At 52.3% G+C, this 19,647-nt stretch carries 14 protein-coding genes; 2 read left to right on the forward strand and 12 right to left on the reverse strand.

All coding sequences use genetic code 11. The features are described from left to right. Positions 1 to 48: 48 nt before the first annotated feature. The 4 genes from LKD71_RS04340 to glpK all read right to left on the reverse strand — a co-directional run bounded on the left by LKD71_RS04340 (position 49) and on the right by glpK (position 7,732). The gene (locus LKD71_RS04340; RefSeq protein ID WP_227614503.1) at positions 49 to 849 is read right to left on the reverse strand and encodes a hypothetical protein; all 801 of its coding nucleotides are present in this window, start codon (positions 847 to 849) and stop codon (positions 49 to 51) included. Then, positions 846 to 2,045, reverse strand: a complete 1,200-nt coding sequence (locus LKD71_RS04345) for a DUF5716 family protein (protein ID WP_227614504.1) — start codon at positions 2,043 to 2,045, stop codon at positions 846 to 848. The genes LKD71_RS04340 and LKD71_RS04345 overlap by 4 nt, the downstream gene beginning before the upstream one ends. A gap of 11 nt (positions 2,046 to 2,056) precedes the next feature. Further along, positions 2,057 to 5,626, reverse strand: coding sequence for a DUF5717 family protein (locus tag LKD71_RS04350; RefSeq protein WP_227614505.1), 3,570 nt, complete (start codon positions 5,624 to 5,626; stop codon positions 2,057 to 2,059). A gap of 606 nt (positions 5,627 to 6,232) precedes the next feature. Continuing rightward, positions 6,233 to 7,732 carry a glycerol kinase GlpK gene (gene glpK, locus LKD71_RS04355; RefSeq protein WP_178045763.1) on the reverse strand — a complete coding sequence of 500 codons (1,500 nt, stop codon included), beginning with the start codon at positions 7,730 to 7,732 and terminating at the stop codon, positions 6,233 to 6,235. Between the two features lie 152 nt (positions 7,733 to 7,884). Between glpK and LKD71_RS04360 the strand changes: the two genes are divergently transcribed. Both LKD71_RS04360 and LKD71_RS04365 read left to right on the forward strand, forming a co-directional pair. Next, positions 7,885 to 9,795 (forward strand): BMP family ABC transporter substrate-binding protein, encoded by a 1,911-nt coding sequence (locus tag LKD71_RS04360; protein ID WP_227614506.1) that lies wholly within the window; start codon positions 7,885 to 7,887, stop codon positions 9,793 to 9,795. Between the two features lie 5 nt (positions 9,796 to 9,800). Next, complete coding sequence (locus tag LKD71_RS04365; RefSeq protein WP_178045254.1) at positions 9,801 to 10,445, forward strand: metallophosphoesterase family protein; 645 nt, start codon at positions 9,801 to 9,803, stop codon at positions 10,443 to 10,445. A 2-nt stretch (positions 10,446 to 10,447) separates the two neighbouring features. Here LKD71_RS04365 and sigE read toward each other — a convergent pair whose 3' ends face one another. From sigE to murD, 8 genes are all read right to left on the reverse strand, one after another. Next, complete coding sequence (gene sigE / locus LKD71_RS04370) at positions 10,448 to 11,188, reverse strand: RNA polymerase sporulation sigma factor SigE (protein WP_178045253.1); 741 nt, start codon at positions 11,186 to 11,188, stop codon at positions 10,448 to 10,450. A 13-nt stretch (positions 11,189 to 11,201) separates the two neighbouring features. Then, on the reverse strand, positions 11,202 to 11,984 hold the full coding sequence (locus LKD71_RS04375; RefSeq protein WP_227614507.1) for a sigma-E processing peptidase SpoIIGA: 783 nt from the start codon (positions 11,982 to 11,984) through the stop codon (positions 11,202 to 11,204). A 142-nt stretch (positions 11,985 to 12,126) separates the two neighbouring features. Further along, positions 12,127 to 13,143 carry a UDP-glucose 4-epimerase GalE gene (gene galE, locus LKD71_RS04380; RefSeq protein WP_227614509.1) on the reverse strand — a complete coding sequence of 339 codons (1,017 nt, stop codon included), beginning with the start codon at positions 13,141 to 13,143 and terminating at the stop codon, positions 12,127 to 12,129. Positions 13,144 to 13,234: 91 nt separating this feature from the next. Continuing rightward, a complete protein-coding gene (gene ftsZ / locus LKD71_RS04385) occupies positions 13,235 to 14,431 on the reverse strand; it encodes a cell division protein FtsZ (RefSeq protein WP_227614587.1) in 1,197 nt (398 codons plus the stop codon). 183 nt (positions 14,432 to 14,614) lie between these two features. Next, positions 14,615 to 15,649, reverse strand: a complete 1,035-nt coding sequence (locus LKD71_RS04390) for an FtsQ-type POTRA domain-containing protein (protein ID WP_227614510.1) — start codon at positions 15,647 to 15,649, stop codon at positions 14,615 to 14,617. A 159-nt stretch (positions 15,650 to 15,808) separates the two neighbouring features. Further along, positions 15,809 to 17,074: a UDP-N-acetylglucosamine 1-carboxyvinyltransferase gene (gene murA / locus LKD71_RS04395; protein ID WP_227614512.1), complete on the reverse strand. Its 1,266-nt coding sequence runs from the start codon at positions 17,072 to 17,074 to the stop codon at positions 15,809 to 15,811. A 104-nt stretch (positions 17,075 to 17,178) separates the two neighbouring features. Further along, positions 17,179 to 18,255 (reverse strand): FtsW/RodA/SpoVE family cell cycle protein, encoded by a 1,077-nt coding sequence (locus LKD71_RS04400; RefSeq protein WP_227614514.1) that lies wholly within the window; start codon positions 18,253 to 18,255, stop codon positions 17,179 to 17,181. A gap of 18 nt (positions 18,256 to 18,273) precedes the next feature. Next, positions 18,274 to 19,629: a UDP-N-acetylmuramoyl-L-alanine--D-glutamate ligase gene (gene murD / locus LKD71_RS04405; protein WP_227614516.1), complete on the reverse strand. Its 1,356-nt coding sequence runs from the start codon at positions 19,627 to 19,629 to the stop codon at positions 18,274 to 18,276. Between the last annotated feature and the right edge of the window lie 18 nt (positions 19,630 to 19,647).

Raw genomic sequence — 19,647 nt, forward strand, 5'->3', positions numbered from 1 at the left:
GACTCTGAATATTACAAAAAACCGACCGTTTTCGCGATCGGCTTTTCGTTATGACGCACAGGTACTTTTGTGATAGGCGAGTTTCTCTTCCTCCAGGAAGGTCTGGACCGCTTTCCAGCGCTCTTTCTCGTCGGTCTCTGGCTCCTCCGGAAGCTGCCGGCTCTCTTTGAGCCAGGCCTCGATCTTCTCCCGCTGGACCTTCGGCACTTTTAGCTCATCCAGGCGCTTTTCGTAGTCCTCTCTCGAGAGGAAAAGGGAGAGCGTCGCCAGATATCTCCGGTAGATCTCATTGGAACGGACGGTCTCGTAGGATTTCCAGAGGCAGTCCGCCGCCTCCTCAAAGAGGAAGAGACGGGCATAGGCGGAGGCCAGGTTCGCATAAACCGCCGCATAGAACTGAACGCCCATTTTTCCCGGGTTCCGCTTCTTTAAGAGGGTGGAATATTCCTGGATAGCATTGTTGTACATATGGTACTCCACCAGGTAGTCCGCCTTTATTTTTCGCCGGAGATCCTCGGGCTGGATCTCAATCGTGCGGATCTTCTCCTGGAGCTCCCGGAACTCATCGTGGGAGAGATAGCCAATCTCCTTGAAAATCGGCAAAATAAAATTTCCGATCGTCTCCTCGTTTTCCAGCTGCTCATAAAGCTTCCGGTAAAGACGGACGAGACCCAGCTCGTCCCGAATCCAGTCCAGAAGCTTCTCATTGATGATGGTCTGATCCAGAAGATAAATATTTTTCTCCAGATAGAAACAGAGCTCCTCAATCGTAAAAATGTTTGTGCTGATACTCTCGATAAAATAGGGGTGTCGGGCTTTTTTCACCTGACAAAGATGGTAGCCGCTCATGCTTCTCCCTCCTTTCCCGGAGTCTTCTCCGCCGCAAAGGTGATAACTGCATCCCAGCGCTTACCGGAGGCAGGATAGAGATTTCCAAGCCCCAGGTCTGTCACCCGGACGCGACATTTCCTTTTCCCAATGAAGGAAAGATCCAGATGCAGCCTCGTCGCCCGGTTCGGCCGGTCGGGAAGGCCCGGCAGCCGCACCGTATGGGAGAGTTCCTCCCCCGCCATACTCTTGGAGTAGAGAATCACCTCGCTGGTGTCGTCCAGGACGAACTCACATTCCGCCCGGGCCATGTACCAGTTGACACCGGCGCTGATCATCGGATAAAACTCCTGATGACCGCGGATGATCATTTCCATGCCCATGTTCTGCTCGATCATATCGGGACCCGCGTAGAGATAATCCCCCACCCGGTTCATCCGGGCATACTCCATGGCTGCATAGCAGGCGCCCTTGGTGTAAAGATTCTGTCCCATGAAGACCTTTCTCCTGTTGCAGAGGAAGGCCAGAGAATTGCCCATCCAGCTTTTATCGAACTCCTCGCCCACGAGGTAAACGCTGGAAAAGGTCCGTTTCCCGAACATTTTCGTGGCAAGCTCCAGGAATTTCTGGTCTTTGACTTCCAGCCAGAGCTTGTCGGGTCGGCCCTCTCTTGCCAGCTCATCGAGATAGAGCATGCCTTTCTCCTCGATGGAGACGAGGGCCGGCCGGGTTTTCCGTTCCACGGAAAACTCAAAAGCCGTGACTTTTCCATTTTCACAGGAGAAAAGGGCCACCTGGTAGGTCCAGAGATCCTTGCGCTGGTTCAGCATATACCAGTAGAAACTCTCCCGGTAATCCTGAAGAAATACATGATCCTTCGGAACGCCCACCCGCTCAAAGGCTGCGCGGATGCCGTCGGCCCAGGTGCCATTCATTTTCCGCATCGTCACCACAGCCAGGATAGAATCCGGCTTTCCGGCGGTGGCCAGAAGCTCCAGGCACTGAGCGAAAAAGTCCGCCAGCAGGGCCACACCCTCCTCTAAGCGCTGTTCCATGAGAGAAAACAGCTCTGCCGGCGTGGCGATCTGGTAATTTTCCTCCCCCGGCACGACGCTCACGGTCCTGGGACCGGAGTTCTGCCGGTTATAAAAGGTAAGCTGGGAATTTACCGGCCCCAGATCGATTCCCAGCGCCAATTCATTGATTTCACTGATCATTTATCTTCTCCTCACAACAGCTTGAAAATATGGTCCGCCAGAGCCTCCTGCTCTTTAAACTGCAGTACCGCAAACTCCGCATCCTCCAGATTTTTTTCCAGGAAGGCTTTGGACATCTGGTTCAGAAGATCGTACCGGCTGCTGCGGGAAAGATTGATATCCTGATAGTTCTTTTCCAGCATTTCGCTTTCTTTTGTCTTCTGATTCCACTCTTCGATAACCTGATATTTCAGATGATCCCCGTAAAACAGGGTAAATTCTTTCACGAAGATTCCCTCGTAGACCATGGTCATGGGCTCTGTAATGACGCGGCCGCCCTTGTCTTTTCCGTCTGTGATCTGGTAACGGATGTTCACCAAAGCTCCGGGATTGGCCCGGTACTCCACGAAGATCTTGTCGTAAAGCTGGCAGGCTCTCTGATCTTCCGCCGGGAAGTTCTTGAAAAAGGCCATCCGAAGACCGCGGTTTGTAAAGTTCTGAAGCAGCTCCCGGGAAAGGGCTCTTCTCTTCTCGTCAGGCTCCTTCAGCTCTCCGTAGAAGCGAAGGAGGGCCAGAAGGCAGACATCCTCATTATTTTTTCCCTTGATATAGCCCCGCTCGATGTAGCGGAACACAGGCTCCTTCACGGGCTGATCTTTCACCAGATAATCGTAGGCCCGGTACATAACATAGGCCTGCAGAAGCATTTTTCTTCCGAGGGCTTTCCGGTAGGAATCGAAGATCTCCTCGGTGTTCTCAGCTCCGTTCCGGGTAAACATGACCATGACGAGGATTTTTTCCTCCAGGACAAAAGTGTCCGCCTCAAAATCCTTTCCGGCCTGCCAGAGCTCTTTCATGCGCTCCACCGGGCCGTCGTAATAACGGAGCAGATAGGCCAGAATCACCTCGTCATATTTTTCATGGACAAAACAGTAATGGCAGAGGGCCAGAAGCATCTCGTCCTCGCCATATTCCATCGTGAGTACCATCCGGTGGCAGAGGCTCACGAGAGAAAGAAGGTTCACCTTTTCCGGCCCGTAAATTCCCGCCAGGGAAAAGGCCTCCCTGCTCATGCCTTCGGAGATCAGAAGCTCTGTGAGATGATAGCGGTCTGTCTTAGCAAAGGCGGTAAGGTTGATCTCGTGTAGAAACTCATAGAGGCTTTCCTCCCCCGGATTCTGGCAGTAGAAATCCAGAAGCTCCTGGCGAAGTTTTTTCCGGTAGGTCTCGCGAATTTCCTCCATCTCCAGAAGAGCGGCATATTTCGGCACGGTCTCCCGGTCAGGCTTCTCGCTGCTGCAGATATTCAAGAGAAGACCTGCGCTGTCCGGAGCCAGTCTCAGGCAGTATTCCCGGAAACGGATATCCGTCAGCATATTTTTGATTGTATAGGGAACGGAGGACTCGTAGCGGTTTCCATTCTCGTCCTCCAGGAAAATCCGATGATTCTCCGTATAGATCTGAACGTTGGCCCGGCCGTTTTTCAGCGGGCATTTTTCCTCTTTCTTGAGCTCCTCATGGTAGACCAGCACATAGCGGATCGACGGGTCCTCCACCTGAATCCGATAGGTGAAGAGAAGCCGGGAAAGGTTCTCCGCCATTCTCCGGTTTAAGAGGGACTCCGTGATAAAGATCTCATAGAGAAAGGCCAGGTCGTCGTTGATATGGCCGAGCATAAGCTCGTCCACCATAAATTTTTCCATGGCGGGCCGGTAGCTCTGGTAGGCCTTCGGGTCCTTGTCTTTGTTTCGGATCACGTTGGCGTAGACGAAGGCTTTTTTCCGGTAATCGAGGGTATTATTATAGGAAAAATACATGCGGATGATCTGGGGAAGCGGCTTCTCGATGGGATCCTCCATGGACTCAATGTAATACTCGTAAAGCCCGGTGATCCGAAGATCCTGCTCCACGCCCCGCTCATACCAGACAAAACACTCTCTGTCTTTTCTCCGGCCTTTGAGCAGAAGGCTGATGATCGCGCGAAGAAGGCTCTTGGTGGGATTTTTCGCATAAATTTTTTCCAGCGTGTCCACAAGGCCCGGATGGTACTCCCGGTAACGGCCGGCCAGCTCCACGATCTGCATGATCAGCTCCGCATTCAGAAGATCTTCCTTCACCATAAAGCTTAAAACGCGGATCTCGAAATCCTCCAGCCGTTTCAGAAGAAGCGGCGATTTCTGCAGAACCAGAGCCGCCTCCAGATACATGATCCGGCTCGCACAGCCGTAGATATACTGCTGCCGGATCGCATCCAGCTTCTGTCCCGGATGGCGGAGATAATTCTCACGGATATAGAGGAGAAACCAGGTGAGCTTCCAGTTCTCGGGATTCCGTAAACTCAGCTCCCCAAGCTTTTCCTCCACATAGTCGATATATTTTTTATCCTTATTATAAAAGGTCGTGAGATACAGAAAATATCCCTGCTGCTCCGGTGCTGTCAGATGGTTTCTCTGCTGCTCGATCCGATCCAGAAGGAAGCAGGCCTCCTCCTCTTTTCCCGCGGAAAATAAAAGGTGAATGTGGATGAGTTCCATCATGGTTCCGGTGCCGCCGGCCTTCGTGTACTCATCCCAGGCCCTAATGGAGCGCTCCACCCAGGTCTCCGCCTGGATCCGTTTCAGCCGGAAATCCATATAGCAGTCGTAGAGAGCCGCCAGCTCCCGATGCTGCTCCTTGAGGTTTCCGTCCTTCTTTCGCAAAATTCCGCCATGGACTCGCACCTCAAAGGTCAGATCCGTTCCCACGCCGTGAATGTGGATCCTGCCGAAATTCCGTCCGGCATGAAGTTCCTCCCGGTCGATGAGATAATTCAGAGTGTAGGTGCTTCCGATAAACTCATCGGTGGTGACAACGGGCTTCTCCACCTTGAGGAAGGGTGCGTCAGAAGTCACCTCCAGTTTGAAAAATCCCCAAGTGCTCTTCGTGAGAGTCAGGCTCTCCCGGATGGTCTGGGGCATTGTATCGTAGGAAGCTTCCGTCTTATCTGCCTGAATCACCACGGGTTCCTTTAAGCCCGCGGAAACCAGAAATTCTTCCATGCTCCGATAGCTCATGGCTTCATTCTGGAAGCCTTCGTAGAGAAGCCTGAGTTTTGGCGCTTTCTCTTTTAAAAATTCCCCAAAGCTCCCGGATGCAAAGAACACATAGGCTTTCTGGAAATCCTTCTGAGCCAGGGTCACAAAATCCTCCAGGCTCTCGCAGGGCTTCTCAAGCTCCTTCACCTCCGGAGCCTCGATCTCGATGCGATAAGGAATGGCATACTCGCCCAGACTGGAGGCCACAGTCAGTTTTCCCTCCAGCACATCTCCTTTTTCCATGCCTGTGGTGTCGATCTCGTAGATCACCTTCTCGCTGATGGCAGAAAAAGCCGCCGGCTCAAAGGCAACTCTGGGGCTCTCCGCATAAAGAAAGCCCTTCACCTTCTTCTGGGCCGGATTTTCCAGGCTGAAACTTCCCCTCACCTGCTTGCCTTCCCGCACTTTTGCCTCTATTTTATCCTCGGATATCTGAAGCTTCGGAGTCTCATATTCAAAAATTCCGTTTAACAGCTGTTCGATTCTTCTTTTCAAAACTTTCACCTGCACTTTTTCATTGGCTTTCATTGATATACATACTCCTAGGAAGTATAACACTAACCCGAGGGGTTCCGCAAGGTTTGTTTTGTGTGATATAATAAGCGAATCGAAACAGGGAAATCACTATTTTTCAGTCCTTCATGATCACCTGTTATATGGATTCTTCTGTATCAAAGAAGATGATGAGCACATAGAAATTGGCCTGGGTATGAAACCAGAATATACAGGTATCCACCACACAGCCCCGCCGGGAAGCAGCGGGCGGGGCATCCGTCTGGACCTGACATTGACCGCATATCGTAAAATCTCAAAATGAGTCAAACATACCCCCAAAATCGCATGACTGCAATCCTAAAAATTCCAAAACAAGTCAAATGCACACCAAATCGCATGAACACAAATCAAAAAAAGCTCAACGCAGTCAATTCTACAGCCAGTAACTCCAAAACACACCGCGTCTCAGGCAGAAATTTTCCAAAAATAAAATACACTGCACAAATCTCACTCTGATTCGCAGTTGTTAAATATACCTGTACGGGTACATGCATTTTCCTCATCGCTATAGCAACAACTATAATAAATAGAAACAGGCAGGAGCCTTCCCCAGCTCCTGCCTGTTTCTTATCTTACTCTTTATTCCTCATCCTTCGCCCAATGTAGCGCGTATTTCACAGCCTTATTCCAGCCTTTGAGCTTCTTTGCCCGCTCTTCCTCGGTGATGGCCGGGGTAAAGGTCCGGTCGATGGCCCAGTTCTTGCGGATCTCGTCCTGATCCTTCCAGTAGCCTACGGCGAGGCCGGCGAGGTAGGCTGCTCCCATAGCGGTGGTCTCCACACATTTCGGGCGGTTCACCGGCGCGTTGATGATGTCTGCTTGGGACTGCATCAGGAAATTGTTGGCGCTGGCGCCGCCGTCCACCTTAAGCTCGCTCAAGGAAATACCGGAGTCTGCCCGCATGGCATCCAGCACGTCATGCACCTGGTAGGCGATGGATTCCAGCGTGGCCCGGGTGATGTGGTACTTGTTCACGCCACGGGTGATGCCGACGATCGTTCCTCTCGCGTACTGATCCCAGTGGGGCGCTCCAAGACCGGTGAAAGCAGGCACCACATAACAGCCGTGGGTATCCTTCACCTTCCGGGCCAGATACTCGGAATCCTCAGCGGAATCGATGAGACGCATCTCATCCCGGAGCCACTGGATAGCCGCTCCGGCCACGAAAATCGAACCCTCCAGCGCATAGTTCACCTTTCCGTCGATGCCCCAGGCGATCGTCGTGACAAGGCCGTTGCTCGAAAAGACCGGCTTCTCGCCCGTATTCATCAGAAGGAAACAGCCTGTACCGTAAGTATTTTTCGCATCTCCTGCCTGGAAACAGGTCTGGCCAAAAAGCGCCGCCTGCTGGTCTCCTGCCGCTCCGCCCAACGGAATCGGCGCGCCGAAAAACTCCGGAGCCGTCTCCCCGTAGATGCAGCTTGAGGGCTTCACCTCCGGCAGCATACAGACAGGAATGTTCAGTTCCTTTAAGATATCCTCATCCCAGGCCAGCGTATTGATGTTAAACAGCATAGTTCGGGAGGCGTTGGAATAATCCGTCACATGGATCTGCCCCCTGGTCAGCTTGTAGATGAGCCAGGTCTCCACGGTTCCGAAAAGAAGCTCTCCCCGTTCTGCCCGCTCCCGCACGCCGGGCACCTCATCCAGAATCCATTTCAGCTTCGTCGCCGAAAAGTAAGCATCGATGACAAGGCCTGTCTTCTGGCGGAAACTCTCCGTCAGTCCTTTTTCCATCAGGGAATCACAATATCTCGAGGTTCTCCGGCACTGCCAGACAATGGCGTGATAGACCGGCTCTCCGGTATTTTTGTCCCAGACGATGGTCGTCTCTCTCTGGTTTGTGATGCCGATGGAAGCGATATCCGCAGCCTCGGCCCCGGCCTTTTGCATGGCCTCCACAGCCACGCCCAGCATCGTGGACCAGATCTCCCCCGCGTCATGCTCCACCCAGCCGGGCTTCGGAAAATACTGGGTAAATTCCTTCTGAGCCACGCTCACCATGTTTCCTTCCCTGTCAAATAAGATACAGCGGTTGCTCGTCGTTCCCGCATCCAGCGCCATTACATATTTCCCCATCGTAAGCTCCTCCTTAGTTACAGAAAGTCTGTCTTTACGACCAGTGTAACGCGGCAAAAGTCATCTGTCAACGACGGTTTTTGCTCTGCTTCTCTTGACAAATGAAAGTCTATTCTTTAGGATAAACATAAGAAAACTTTTGGAGGTATACTATGGCTAGAGAAGATTACCACAACGCGCGTGTGGCAGGCCGCAAGGCGTACCGGGCCGATGTACAGGCCGGCCGCTATCCCTACCTGCCCGCCCTGGATGATATGATATCTTATTCCGAAACCCAGGGAGAATACCCATTAGGCCGGGTGGACATTCCCTTAAATCTTATTGTCGGAACAAAAACCGCCGGCCGGCAGAAAGCCTTTGCCAGCAACTTCATGCCCCTTCTGGGAGAAAATACCGAGTTCGGCATGAAATGGGCTACCCTCTACGACTCCCAGTTAAACGAGGGCATCCGGGACCCCATCAAAGCCTACGAATTCATGAATAAATTCTATGTAGAGGAAGGAAACAAGCGTGTCAGCGTCATGCGGGCCGTAGACGCCGCCTATATCCCGGCTATCGTTACCCGGATCCTTCCCAAACGGACCGAGGAAAAAGACAACCTGATTTATTACGAATTTGTCGATTTCTATAATGTAGCCCACACCAACGAGATCTGGTTCAGCCAGTTGGGAAGCTTTCCTGCTCTCATCCAGGCCATCGGAAAGAAGCCCGGAGAGCCCTGGTCCGATGAGTTCCGCCGGGATTTCTTTTCCCTCTATAATACCTTCTCCGAATATTTCCTGGCAAAGGGCGGCGAAAAGCTCCCTGTGACCATCGCCGATGCCTTCCTCAAATATCTGGAAATCTACGATTACGAGGATATCCTGAAAAAGAGTCCCGCTGAGGTCAAGGAAGATGTCAACCGGCTCTGGGATGAGTTTTCCGTTACCGGTGATGAAGGCTCTGCCCTGGTAAAAGACACCGGGGACGCCACCACCACCTCGAAGGGTCTCTTAAGCCTGACCCGCCTCTTCTCCGGCAGAACCCAGAAAGTCAAGATTGCTTTCTTAAACGAGAAGACCAGCGAGACTTCCAGCTGGACCTACAGCCATGAGCTGGGCCGCCTGTATCTCGAAGAGACCTATCCCAACAACGTAGAGACCTTCCACATCGACAACCTGGAGGAGGGCGAGAGCGCCGAGAAAGCCATCGAGTCCGCGATCCAGCTGGGCAGCGATATCATTTTCACCACCTCCCCCTGCCTCATCAAATCCAGTGTCCGGGCAGCTGTGGCTCACCCCAACGTGATTATCCTGAACTGCTCCCTGAATCAGTTCTACCACTCGCTTCGCACCTACTACGGCAGAATGTACGAAGCCAAATTCCTCATGGGCGCCATCGCCGCCGCCATGTCCCAGACGGACCACATCGGCTACCTGGCAGATTACCCCATCTACGGAACCATCGCCAACATCAACGCCTTCGCCATGGGTGCAAAAATGATCAATCCCCGGGCCATGATCCATTTGGAATGGTCCCGCATCAACCACTGGAGCGGCCGTCACCTCTCCGAGATGGAGGAGGTTCAGGTCATCTCTGGCCAGGATATGATCCGCCCCGACGCTCCTTCCCGGGAGTTCGGTATTTACAAAAAAGGAAAAGACGGCATCGAGAACATCGCCTCTCCGATGTGGCACTGGGGTAAATTCTACGAGCAGATCGTCCAGAACGTACTGGACGGCACCTGGAAAAAGACAAAGACAGCCATGAACTACTGGCTTGGCCTTTCCTCCGATGTCATTGATATCGTTTATTCCAACAATCTGCCTGTAGGCACCCGCCGGCTTCTGAAATTTCTGGAAGCCTCCATCATCAAAGGCACTCTGGAGCCTTTCTACGGCGTTCTCTATTCCCAGGACGGCATCGTGCAGAAATCTGAGGATGAAAGCATGACACCGGAGCAGATCGTGACCATGGACTGGCTGGCTGACAACGTTCTCGGAGTGATTCCTACCTTCAGCGACCTGACCGATGAGGCCAGGGAACTGGTACTGCTGCAGGGACCCCTGAATACAGAGGAGTAAAATACATGAGAATTTTAGTGATCGGCGATCATGAATCCAAATCCCTCTGGGATTTCTACGAACCTTCCAAACTGGAGGATATCGACCTTATCATCTCCTGCGGAGACTTAAGCCCCCGATACCTTTCTTTCCTCGTGACAATGGCTCACGCCCCGGTGCTCTACATCCACGGAAACCATGACGACAAGTATGAGATGACCCCGCCCGAGGGCTGTATCTGTGTGGACGATGATCTCTACGTCTACAATGGAATCCGCATTCTGGGCCTGGGCGGCTCCATGCGTTACCGCTACGGCACACACCAGTACACGGAAAAAGAAATGCGGACCCGCATCCGGAAGCTCTGGATGAAACTGATCCGCTACAAGGGTTTCGATATCCTCCTGACCCACTCTCCGGCCAAGGATATCAACGACGGCGAGGATCTGCCTCACCAGGGCTTCGAGTGTTTCCGGACCCTGCTGGAAAAATATAAGCCCAAATATTTTATCCACGGCCATGTTCATATGAGCTACGGTCGAAAGTACAAGAGAATCGACCATTATCAGGACACCGTGATCATCAATGGTTACGATCAGTATGTCTTTGATTATGAAAATCCTGATTTCTCCTCCGACGTCAGCCGGGCCGGAACCCATATGAGTAAATAGTATTAAGAAAAACGGACCATCTCTTTCCGGAGCCGCTTCATGATCTTTTTCTCCAGGCGGGAAATGTAAGACTGTGAGATCCCCAGGATATCTGCCACTTCTTTCTGGGTCTTCTCCTCCCCGTCCAGGGAATTGATCCCGAAGCGCAGGGAAACGATGGTCTGTTCTCTTTTGCTGAGCTTTCTTATGGCCCGGTTCAGAAGACGGTACTCTGCCTCCGTCTCCATATCTTTGTAAATCACATCTTCATCCGTTCCCAGAATATCCGATAAAAGCAGCTCATTTCCGTCCCAGTCCACATTCAGGGGCTCGTCGATGGAGACCTCCATCCGGGTCTTGCTGTTCCGCCGAAGGTACATGAGGATCTCATTCTCGATGCAGCGGGAGGCGTATGTGGCAAGCTTGATCTTTTTCTCCGGCACAAAGGTATTGATGGCCTTGATGAGGCCGATCGTCCCGATGGAAATCAGATCCTCCACACCCACTCCCGTATTGTCGAATTTTTTCGCTATGTATACCACCAGTCTTAAGTTGTGCTCGATAAGGAGGGATTTGGCTTCCTCGCTGCCTGTCTTTCCCAGCCGCTCGATGGCGGAGGCTTCCTCGTCCGGCAGAAGAGGCGGAGGCAGGACTTCGCTTCCCCCGATATAGTGGATCTCATTTTCCTTCTGAAAAAGCACGGTCTGAAAAGCGGGAACCATGCGAAACTGAAATTTACCCGGCATTGCTACTTTTATCACCATTCTCTATTCCCTCCTAATCATCGGTCAGCGCGCTGGGCAGGATCATCTGATATCTACCTTTGGCGCTCAGCGTTTCTTTACACACTGCCACGATGGGACGGTCGATCTTCTTTTCTTCCCCATCCCTGCTGATAAAAAGACAGTCCAGACAGATCCCCGGCAGGCAGCCGCTCTGCTTTCCCACCGTCTGATAAGGAATCCACAGGACCTTCGTTTTCTGATTAAAAAGCTCTTTCACCGCCTGGTATTCTACCACGGCCACCGGTTTTCCAAAGTATGGGTCCACCAGCCGGTTTCCCGTATCCCGAAGAGCGAAAAGTTTCTTCTGTCTCCCATTCCAGAAAAGCGTGACTTCCGTAAGATTCTCCGTCTCGTATTTCCACTTCTCCTTCAGGCGCAGGGCAGCGTAAATCAGAGCCGTACCGGCGATGCCGGAAAGGATCACCGGAAGGGTGAGTCCCAGGCGCAGCACCGGAACCACTCCTCCCAAGAGAAACGCCATTCCGAAAAAGACAGCCGTACTTCTCAAAAGCCGTTTTCTCTGCCCGAAGGGAATTTGATAGCTTCCCTTCACCATGAGGAGCGCCATCGCCAGTGCCGCCGGAAAAAGAAGTCCCCCTTCCCCCGGAAAAAGAAAAAGCAGCAGGCAGCTGCACAGGCTTCCGAAGGCTGCCCCCACCGCCATGCGTCCAAAGCGTATTGGAAGTTTCGCCGCGATTCCCGTCAGGAACAGCAGCAGAAAATCCAGGCAGAAGTTTTCCAGAAAGAACTCATCCATATAAAGCTCGTAATACACAAAACACCCCCTGTATCCCACTGGGCCTTTGCTCTTTCAAGCAAGATCCATTATAGAATACAGGGGGTGCATATTTTGTCATAATCAGAAAGCGAATCTGCCATTTTCATCGACAGGATTCGACAGCACTTTGGTATGTAAATCAGCCAGCGTAACCGTTGGGGTTGTTGCTCTGCCATCTCCAGGAATCGACACACATGCGGTCGATACCGAACTCAGCCTTCCAGCCCAGCTCTCTCTCTGCCTTGGAAGCGTCGCAGTAGCAGGTAGCGATATCGCCTGCACGGCGCGGTTTAATTTCGTAAGGAAGGGTCTTTCCACAGGCTTTCTCAAATGCATGAAGCACATCCAGAACGCTGTAGCCCTTACCGGTACCCAGGTTGTAGATGTTGACGCCGCTGCCCGGTGCCAGTTTCTTCAGAGCCTTCACATGGCCTTTTGCCAGGTCTACGACATGGATATAGTCACGCACACCTGTTCCGTCCGGTGTATTGTAATCGTCACCGAAAACGCCCAGACATTTCAGTTTACCCACAGCTACCTGTGCAATGTAGGGAACCAGGTTGTTCGGGATACCCTTCGGATCCTCGCCGATGAGGCCGCTCTCATGAGCACCAATGGGGTTGAAATAGCGGAGAAGCAGGATGTTCCACTCCGGATCTGCGGTATGAAGATCGGTCAGAACCTGCTCCAGCATGCTCTTGGTACGGCCGTAGGGGTTTGTCACCTCACCCTTCGGACACTCTTCGGTGATGGGTACGAAAGCCGGATCGCCGTATACGGTTGCAGAGGAACTGAAGATCAGGTTCTTCACACCATGATTTCTCATAACATCACAGAGGTTGAAGGTTCCGGTCATGTTGTTGTGGTAATATTCCAGGGGCTTTGACACGGACTCGCCTACGGCCTTCAGACCCGCAAAATGAATAACAGCGTCAATCTTCTGCTCGTCAAAGATCTTGTTCATGCCTTCTTTATTCAGCATGTCTTCTTTGTAAAAAATAACTTTCTTGCCGGTGATCTTTTCCACCCGCTCCAGAGCCTTCTCGCTGGCATTGTAAAGGTTGTCCATGACAACGACCTCATGACCCTCGTTTAAAAGCTCGATGCAGGTATGGCTGCCGATATAACCGGCTCCGCCTGTTACTAAGATTTTCATAGCTGTGTCCTCCTTTTTATAAAAACGCTGCTGCGTTTTGAGCTGTTTACAAAAGATGGGACCACAAAATCGGGTCCCATCTTTCTATTACTTATCTCTTTCTCAGGAAATCCGGGATCTGGATATCTTTCTCCTGGATCTTGCTTTCCGGAGTTCTCAGTCTGTTAAGACCGGGAGCTGCCGGGGCCGGATTCACGGAAGGTCTCGGCTGGCTGTAGGAAGGAGCCGGGCTCTTTTTCGGGAAAGCGCTGACATTGGCTCTCTCACGGCTCTGGAACGGATTGCTGAAGGAAGAAGCGGTGGAAGTACTGTTCACTTTTTGTGTCTCCACACCGGCATTCTGGGCCTCCTCTGTGTGAAGGCCTGTAGCAATAACGGTAATGCTTGCTTCATCAGCGTATGTATCATCATACATAGCACCAAAGATGATGTTCGCATCCTCTCCTACCAGTTCCTCTACATAGCTGGCTGCATCGTTGGCATCCATCAGGGAGATATCACCGGAAATATTGATGATGACATCGGTAGCGCCCTCGATCGTGGTCTCAAGAAGCGGGCTGGATACGGCCTGTTTCACGGCCTCCATAGCCTTGTCGTCGCCCTTGGCCTGTCCGATACCGATATGAGCGATACCCTTGTTGGTCATAACGGTCTGTACGTCTGCGAAGTCCAGATTGATAAGAGCCGGCATATTGATCAGGTCTGTGATACCCTGAACGGCCTGCTGCAGGACTTCGTCTGCTTTCTTTAATGCCTCCGGCATTGTAGTCCGGCGGTCCACGATCTCAAGAAGCTTGTCATTGGGGATCACAATCAGAGTGTCCACGTTGGCTTTCAGTCTCTCGATACCTGCAAGAGCATTGCTCATACGGGTCTTTGCCTCGAAACGGAAGGGCTTGGTCACAACGCCGACGGTCAGGATACCCATATCCTTGGCAAGTCCTGCCACTACCGGAGCAGCTCCGGTTCCGGTTCCGCCGCCCATACCGCAGGTAACGAATACCATATCGGCACCCTGCATCACCTGTTTGATATCCTCTGTGCTCTCCTGGGCAGCCTGCTCGCCTACTTCCGGCTTTGCTCCTGCGCCCAGTCCCTTGGTCAGCTTCTCACCGATCTGGATGGTGGTAGGAGCCTTACAGAGCTGAAGTGCCTGCTTATCGGTATTGATTCCGACGAACTCTACGCCGCCGATGGTCTCGTCAACCATTCTATTTACAGCATTATTGCCTGCTCCGCCGACACCGATGACGATAATCTTAGCAGCAGACTCAGTTTCATTTGTCATAATTTCTAACAAGGGTATTTCCTCCTTCTCGCGTCTATATACGACCTTTCAGTCTCCTCGCGAACACTGAACAGCATCTTTCTTTCCCGATTACAGCATACTACACCCATTGCCGCAATCTTTATCATATATCATATAGGTTTTTCCCGAAATTATCAAGTATATATTTGAAAAAATTTTTATTTACTGAATGTAGGCTCCCGTGTAGGGGTCGATATAGCCATAGCCGTCGGTGATGATATCTCCGTTGCTGTCCACATAATTATAGGAATCCACGTTGTAAGTGACATTTCCGTTTTTGTCCGTGTAGTAGCGGTTTCCGTCGGCGTCCTCGGCGAAGGTGCCATCAGACTCCTGATAGGTCAGAGCACCGCTGGCCTGGGTGGTATGGGTCTCCTCGCTGTCGGAATTGTCGGAGCTTCCGGCGATCACATTTCCGTTCTCGTCCGTCTCCGTCTCTCCCGCGGTCTCTGTCTCCGTCTCGGGCGTATCCCGGTAAGTGACAGACTGGGACTGGCTGGAATAGCTCTCCATATTGAGGTTGCCACTCTTGTCCGCCACGGTGGGAAGAATGGAGGAAAGGACGGAAATCTTATCCTCGATCGAGGACTCGTCTCCCATGAGCACATTCAATTTTCCGAAAATCAGGATCAGCTCGTCCTTCGTGGAATAGCGGATCTCGTCCGGCGTCAGGCCTTCCTGGTTTAAAAGGTCCGCCACCCGGATCACCGTGTCAAGTTTGTCCGGATCGGTGGCCGTCAGGTTTTTGTAGAGCGTCACCTTATCCAACGTAAGACCTGTGACTTCCGGCACATTCTCATGAAGCTTCTGGGAATTTTCGATAATAAGGCCTGTCCGGTCAAAATAAACATATTTTCCCTGGGTCCGCACATAACCCACGGCCTGTTTCTCATAGACGTGGACCTGAACCTTGAAGGGACTTTCCATCTTCACTTCCACGCTGCTCAAAAAGGGCAGGGCCTTCTCCGCTCTCGTCTTATCGCTGTATTTCCACATGAGATAAAGGGTGTTCTGGCACAGGCCATCCTGAAGGATAGCCTGTTGGATCTGGGCTGAAGTAAAGGTGCTGTTTCCGGAAACCGAAATCTCATTTACCCGGAAAAGTCCGAAGACGATCGCTGCCGTCAGGACCAGTACCCCGATGAACCCCCATATCACTTTGCCTTTTCTCTTCCGTCTTTTATGACTGTTCTTCATTCTGTCCCCCGTAAGTTTTGCTACAGTGAAAATTAAGTTGCTGATACATTGACAATGGATGCTTTCTTCATCTGCAAGACGGAGTAATGAGGCGTAGCGGTGGCTATGTCGATTGACGACAACGCAGCAGATAAAAAATCAGACAAGTCAAGGTGTCAGTTACTTAGTTTTCACTGTGCTGCTCTGCATGCAGGCACCCAGAGCGCCAAGATCCCTCAAAAGATCCTCGTAGCCTCTCTCAATATACCCGTCATCCTGAATCAGTGTGGTTCCCTCCGCTCCCAGAGCGGCCAGAACCAGAGCAGCCCCTCCCCGGAGCTCTTTCGCCCGGACAAAGGTGCCGTGAAGGGAAGAAACGCCCCGGATCAGGGCCCTGTTCCCTTTTATCTCAAGATCCGCTCCCATCCGGCGAAGCTGAGCCGCCGTCTGGAAACGTGCTTCAAAAATATTTTCCTCAATCTCGCTTTTTCCCCGGGCCACGGTCATGGCCGAGAGCAGGGCCGACTGAAGGTCCGTCGGAAAGCCCGGATAAGGGCTGGTTTCCACTCTTCCCGCAGGAAGGAAGGCCTCCCTGGCATCGAGAAAAATCCCTCTGGGACTCGTGTGAACCACCGCCCCTGTCTTTTCTATAACCTTCAGGACCTCTGTAAGCGTCCCGGTTTCCGCTCCTTCCAGGAATACTCGGCCTCTGGTGAGCACTCCTCCGAAAAGATAAGTCCCCGCCACAATCCGGTCCGATGAAAAAATAAATTCGCTGTCCTCCAGGCTGGAAACGCCCTCGATCCGGATCGTCTCCGTCCCGTCCCCTTCGATCCGCGCTCCTTTTCCCCGAAGGAAACGGCAGAGTTCTGAAATCTCCGGCTCTCTCGCCGCTCCGGAAAGGACCGTTACGCCCTCCGCCAGTACGGCCGCGAGGATCACATTTTCCGTGGCCCCCACGCTTGGAAAAGGAAGGGAAAACTCCGCCCCGGAAAGCCTCCTGCAGCTGGCCTTAAGCCCCCGCTCCTCCTCCGTAAAGGTCACTCCCATCTCTGAGAGCATTTTTAAATGAAGGTCGATGGGACGTTTTCCGATGGTGCAGCCTCCGGGATAGGGAAGACAGGCTTCTCCAAACCTTCCGAGCAGACTTCCCAGAAGGATCACTGAGGAGCGCATCTTTTCCCCGAGGCTTTCCGGAACCCGGTTTCTGTCAAGTCCCGCGGCATCCAGAATCAGAGCATCTTTTTCCACGGTGACACTGCAGCCCAGGCTTCTCAGTATCTCAAGGGTATAACCCACGTCTGTGATCCCCGGACAGTTGTGGAGCACCGTCCTTCCTCTGTGGAGCAATGCTCCGGCCAGAACAGGCAGGGCTCCATTCTTGGAACCCTGGATTTTCACTGCCCCGTCTAAGGGCCTGCCGCCCCTTACCTCATACCATGCCAAAGAACGTCCCCCGCTTTCTTTCCTTGATACCTACGAATTGCTCCGCTGCGAAGCAGCTTACGCAATTTTACAATAAGGTATGCAGAAAGCAAAGATTCCGTGCATCAGCATTTCCGGCTGATCCCCAGGACCAGCCCCATCTCAGCCAGAAGGAAAAGAATCGAGGTTCCTCCGTAGCTGACGAAAGGAAGGGTGATGCCCGTATTCGGTATGGTGTTCGTGACCACAGCCACGTTTAAGATCACCTGGATTGAAATATGGCCCATGACCCCCGCGGCAATGAGGGAACCTAAAAGATCCGGCGCATGGACGGAGACCAGGAAAAAACGCCAGATCAGCACCAGAAAGAGAAGAAGCAGAATCCCTGCCCCCACAAGCCCCAGCTCCTCACAGATGATGGAAAAAATCATATCATTCTGTGCCTCCGGGACAAAGCCCAGCTTCTGGATACTTCCGCCAAGACCCGTGCCAAAAAGGCCGCCGGAGCCGATGGCATAGAGCCCCTGGATCGTCTGAAATCCTTTCTCGTAGCTCTCCGGGTCCCGCCAGATCGCAATGCGTTCAAGACGGTAGCTCTCAAGCCCCAGAAAGATTCCCATAAAGCCTGCTCCCGCCCCAAAAAGCCCCACGAAGGGAAGATAGAACGGACTGGAGACAAAGACCAGAATCACGGCGATGCCAAGGATAATGACGGCAGTGCTGAGATTACTGGTTCCCACGAGACCAACGATGGGCAGAATCAGAACCAGGGTCCGGAAAAGCTCCAGCATCCCCTTTTTCTTCTTCTCTCTTCTGCTGATGGTCCGGGCCAGAAATAAAATCACCGCCGGTTTCGCAAACTCCGATGGCTGGAAGGATAAGGGCCCGAGGCTCAGCCATCGTCTGGAGCCGTTGATTGAAGCTCCCACAAAAAGCACCAGAGTGGAAAGGACCAGGGACAGAAGATACGCCGCCCCTGCCCATTTTTCCAGATCATGGTAATCCATTTCCGCCACCACATACATGGCAACAACGCCTAAAATGGTAGCAAAAAACTGTTTTTTAAAATAACTGGCAGGATCGGAGAACTTCACCTGCCCGTTGTATGCACTTGTGCTTAAAAGGACGGTCAGTCCGAAAACAATCAGAATGACCACCAGTATCAGGAGTGTGTGATCCATCGTACCCTTTTTCCGGTCCATGGCACCCCCTGTTTCCTGTTACAGCTGATTTACAAACTCTTTGAACTCTTTTCCGCGAACCTCATAGCTCGGGAACATATCCCAGCTCGCGCAGGCCGGTGAGAGCAGGACTGCCTCTCCGCTTACGGCATGGGACGCGCAGAACTCCACGGCTTCCTTGAGGGAATCCACGAAATATACCGGCTCAAAGCCGCATTTTTTTGCGGTCTCGGCGATCTTCTCTCTCGTTGCTCCGAGAAGAACCAGGCCTTTTACTTTTCCGTCGAAGGCATTGATCCACTCTTCATAGGAAGAACCTTTGTCGTAGCCGCCGCCGATGAGCCAGGTGGGCCGGTTCATGGCCTGAATGCCCTTGATAGCTGCATCCGGGTTGGTTCCCTTGGAATCGTTATAGTAGGCAACACCATTTTTCTCCGTCACATACTCGATCCGGTGCTCCACCGCATGGAAGCGAACCAGTGCATAGCGGATCTCCTCCAGGCTGACGCCGTAGGCCAGCGCCATGGCAACTGCCGCCATGACATTCTCGAAGTTATGAAGGCCCAGAAGGTTCAGCTCGTCGGTATCGCAGATCTTTATGGTTTCTTTGCCGTCATTGTAGAAAATCGCGCCGTTTTCGTAGTACATTCCCTGATCTAACTTACGCGCACTGGAGAAAAATATGACTTTCGTCTTCAGGGTCTCTCCGAATTTTCTTAAGACTTCGTCCTCATAGTTCAGGACGCAGGTGTCTTCCGCCGTCTGATTGGCGGTGATCAGCTCTTTCACCCTTATGTACTCTTCCATGGTATGATGGCGGTTCAGATGATCCGGCGTGATGTTCAGGATCGCGCTCACCTTCGGGTGAAAATGCTCGATAGTCTCCAGCTGGAAGCTGCTGATTTCCGCCACCGTAACGGAATCCTCATTCATCTGCTCCACAGCTTCCGTGTAGGGATTTCCGATGTTTCCTACAACGAAAACGGAGTTTCTCGCATGCTCCATGATGGCTCCCAGAAGGCTGGTGGTTGTCGTTTTTCCATTGGTTCCCGTGATGGCCAGCACGTCACCTTTTCCAAAAGCGTAGGCCAGCTCCACCTCGCCCCAGATCTTCAGTCCTTTTTCCTTAAAATGAAGGACCAGCGGAAGGTCCGTGGGAACACCGGGACTTAATACAACCAAGGAGAGTTTATCGATCTCTTTCTCCGGCAGGTTTCCGATAAAGACCTCGGCCTTTGTGCCCTCTTTCAGGCGGCTTTTCACCTCCGCCGGGTCTGTTTTTTCATTTCCGTCGTAGAGAACGGGGATGCTTCCCATGTCCTCCAGAAGTTCAGCGGCTCCAATACCGCTCTTTCCCGTGCCGAATACCAGCACGCGCTTTTCTTTCAAATCCATGACAATCATGTCCTCCTG

The sequence above is a fragment of the Fusicatenibacter faecihominis genome (assembly GCF_020686945.1).
Taxonomy (GTDB): Bacteria; Bacillota; Clostridia; order Lachnospirales; family Lachnospiraceae; genus Limivivens; species Limivivens faecihominis.